Genomic DNA, 3,690 nt, shown 5'->3' on the forward strand with positions numbered 1-3,690 from the left:
CGATGCTGACAATACAGATGGAGGGGCTATGATGAAATTCGTGGGGATCCTTCAGCTTTTAAACTGAATGACAGTATTTCACTATCTCTTCGAGAAAACCAGTGACAGCAACATGATCATTTTGCTCGCCTTCTTTTCTATTTATCATACTTAGGCAAAATTAACTTTGTGACAACTTACTAGGCTTGAGCGAGTGAGAAACGACTACGTTTTTAGGTATCGGCTTACCACATAATCGCTATAATAAAGTGGCAGAACGAGATCTTGTTGTTCTAGCGGAGATGAGCCTTGTGTTCCCGTTAATTTGATTGTTTTTACTGGTTGGCATTTGGTTATATACGATTGAAGAGATTTTGCTCTAGTGCGTTTACCACTTTTAACCTCAATAGGAATCACATTACCGCTGTCATCCGATACGACAAATTCAATTTCAGCGCGCGCATCTCCCCAAGAAAAAGTAGGATCGACTCCTTGCGCGACCAACTCTTGTTGAACAAAGTTTTCCGCAACAAACCCTTTGTATTGGTAACCTTGCTGTTTAATTTCTTTATAACTCACACCAAGCATATGGTTTAAGAGTCCAGCATCGAACAAGAACAATTTCACCATATTCTCTTTACGGTAGGCCGCTAATGGACTTTGAGGTATTCCTTCAATAGGGTAGTTTTTGAGTATCAGGCGACACTTATCCAGCCATGAAATGGCACTCTCAAAGTCGCCGTATCGTGACTTTCGCTCATACACACCCTTAAATTTAAAGCGCTTTACCGATTCATCCACCACCGATGATAGCTGAGAAGGCACACTGTTAAAGACAGCTTCAATCAATCCCGCGTCCACTTTACCCGAGTACTTGCCAAAGTCACGCTGATAGCCCAAAACTAAATCTCGATGAATATCCGTCACGGCCTGGACGCGCTCTACAATACTGCTATCAGCTAGGCTGTACCATGTTCTAACAGCTTCGGGCATGCCCCCTGTAAAATAGTAATCAGTGAGCTTTTCAAACAGTTTACTGTGCGCCGCCGCTGAGTTGGCCTGAGCGCTAAAAGCTTTGATAAGCGGTGCTTCGTTTGAAGCCATTAGAAATTCACGAAATGTAAGAGGGCGTAGGTTGTGCTGCTCTACTTTTCCGACTGGAAATGAATTGAGTAAACCAATGTTCGAGCCACTTGCAGAGACAAAAAGGTGCGGTGCTTTTTCAGCAAAGTACTTTAATGATGTCACCGCTTTTGGACACTCACCAATTTCATCCAATATTAGCAAATCAGTAGCTGGGTTAAAAAGCTCACCCGTCAACAACTCAAGATTGGAAAGAATATCTTCTGGCGATAGTGAACCTTCGAAAGCTTCAGACATTTGTGGCGATTCCAAAAAATCAACTCGGAGAACTTTCTCAAAAGTATCGCCCAACAAAGATTGCAGTATGTATGTTTTTCCCGTCTGGCGAGCGCCATCTATCAGCAAAGGTTTTCGCTGTTTTTTTGCTTTCCAGTCTAAGAGTTTTTCTAAAAGTAACCGTTGCATGGACGACTCATTTTCAGTAAATAGTGTTTATCATTACACTTTATTGCGCATAAAAAAGCAAGTTTTAACACTTTTATGCGCGCACAAATGTTAACAATAACTTTTTTATGCGCATATAAATGTAGGTAGAACTGTGACTTCTCACCGACCTCATCGGGTGGTGCTTCTTATTTCTTTAGCCGTTGCTCAATAGTATCGAGACTTACGCAGCTTCCATAAGCAGATACGACTGTCCAGCCGCCTTTAATTTTAGAAGTTCGCGGGCCTGATAAACATATTCACGCTTGATGAGCTTCTTAAGCTGAATGCGAATTAAAAAAGTAGAAACCCTTGAATAGAAAGATTTCTACTTAAACAGCCCGACACTGTGGAGTGATCGATTGTCAGTAAACCAATGTTAATAAGGATACTAATACCTTCAATATCAGATTACTAAACACCACCCGATAATAAATCGCAAAGCGTTTTGTTTTGAGACTTGGTTGAAATTCAACCAGCTAAAAACAAGTGAACCGTTCAAAAATCAAACCACTCCAAATGCAAGTGATAGTCTGATCATGAGATGGAGATCTATACGCCATTTAGCTTTATGAGGTTAAACTGATTTGATTCAACGATATTTATGACCAACCGTTACGGAGAACGATAATGGCACATCCAATCATTGCGGATCTCAATAAGCGTTACGCAACGAAAAAATATGACGCTAGTAAACGTATCTCAGAGGAAGACATGAAAACCATCAAAGAGGCACTTCGCCTATCTGCGTCATCAATTAACTCTCAACCTTGGAAGTTCATTGTTATTGAATCAGACGAAGCAAAAGAGCGCTTCCACGGTACGTTTGCTAACAACTTCCAATTCAACCAACTGCATGCAAAAGAAGCGTCACATTCGATCCTTCTTGCTTACGATCCTAAATTCACCAAAGAGAAGTTTTCAAAGCGTGTCGATGCTGAAGTGTCTTCTGGCCATCTACCTGCGGATAGATACGATCAATTCATGGGCGCTTATCTTTTCGCAGAGATGTGTACTGATGAGAACGGTTATAACGGCGGCTGGACTAAAGCGCAGGTTTATATTGCGCTAGGTAATCTACTGCACACGCTAGCTCGCTTAGGTATTGATTCAACGCCAATGGAAGGTGTTGATGCTGAGCTTGTTGGTAAAGAGTTTGAAGCTGAGCTTGATGGTCACGTATGTGAAGTTGCTGTTGCTCTTGGTTACACCAAAGCGGATGAAGATTACAACCACGGTTTACCAAAAGCGCGCCTAGCATTGGATGATGTCCTAACTACTATATAATTGATACACCCTAGGTCGGTTTGTGAAGCTCCTGCTGTGCTAGTGTTGGAGCTTTTTTGATGCAGTAACAATAGAGTTAAGGGCTCTGTCTCATCTATGTCTATTGAGGTATCATGACCCGTAATCTAGCCATCAGTCCACACCGATTATGAATCTGAAAGGTTATCAATTTCCCAAAGACATCATCCTAGAAACGATCCGCTATTATCTAGCTTACAAGCTCAGTTATCGTGATATTGAATAAAATTCAAACTGAACGAGGGATTAAGGTTGATCACGCCACCATTCACCGCTGGGTGCTGAGATTCGCTCCTATTCTAGAGAGCAGCGCTAGACGAAAGAAGAAATCCGTCTCGGGTTCATGGCGGATGGACGAGACCTACATCAAAATCAAAGAACAGTATTGGTACTACTATCGAGCCGTCGATAAGTACAGCGATGTGATCGATTACTACCTCAGTGAGCATCGAGATGAGAAATCGGCGAAAGCCTTTCTGAATAAGGCGATAGCGCAAAACAGCTTACCTGAGAAAGTGGTGATTGATCGGAGCCATGCGAATCACGCGGCATTGGATGCGATGAATGTTCAGCTTTGGTTAATCGGGTATTTTATGCTTTGTTTGATAGAAATTTGCAATGTCAAATACCTCAATAATATTGTGGAACAGAGCCATCGCTGGGTTGAGCAGAAAACCCGGCAAGCTCTCGGTTGGAAATCAGTCGAAGGAGCAATAGAATCACTTCATGGTCGAGAGATGTGGACGATGTTAAAACGAGGACAAATTGACGTGGAGGGCGAGAGCGCGGTGGATCGATTTTACGCTCTCGCAGGATAAGTGCGTCTGGAGATTGGTGCCT

The 3,690-nt window shown here is 42.4% G+C and carries 2 protein-coding genes and 1 pseudogene; 2 read left to right on the plus strand and 1 reads right to left on the minus strand.

Annotated features, from left to right (window positions below; all coding sequences use genetic code 11):
* Positions 1-204: 204 nt before the first annotated feature.
* Positions 205-1,527: an ATP-binding protein gene (locus ACM2FC_RS23390; RefSeq protein WP_498483444.1), complete on the minus strand. Its 1,323-nt coding sequence runs from the start codon at positions 1,525-1,527 to the stop codon at positions 205-207.
* 648 nt (positions 1,528-2,175) lie between these two features.
* On the opposite strand from ACM2FC_RS23390, the gene ACM2FC_RS23395 reads away from it, so the two are divergent.
* Positions 2,176-2,832, plus strand: a complete 657-nt coding sequence (locus ACM2FC_RS23395; protein ID WP_498483445.1) for a nitroreductase family protein — start codon at positions 2,176-2,178, stop codon at positions 2,830-2,832.
* Between the two features lie 148 nt (positions 2,833-2,980).
* A pseudogene (locus ACM2FC_RS23400) lies at positions 2,981-3,668 on the plus strand (IS6 family transposase).
* The last annotated feature ends 22 nt before the right edge of the window (positions 3,669-3,690 follow it).

Source organism: Vibrio sp. A37 (assembly GCF_059777565.1).

What these genes read in the sequence shown, in the direction of transcription:
- ACM2FC_RS23390 (WP_498483444.1), bottom strand. Translation starts at nt 1,527, where the DNA reads ATGCAACGGTTACTTTTAGAAAAACTCTTAGACTGGAAAGCAAAAAAA.
- ACM2FC_RS23395 (WP_498483445.1), top strand. Translation starts at nt 2,176, where the DNA reads ATGGCACATCCAATCATTGCGGATCTCAATAAGCGTTACGCAACGAAA.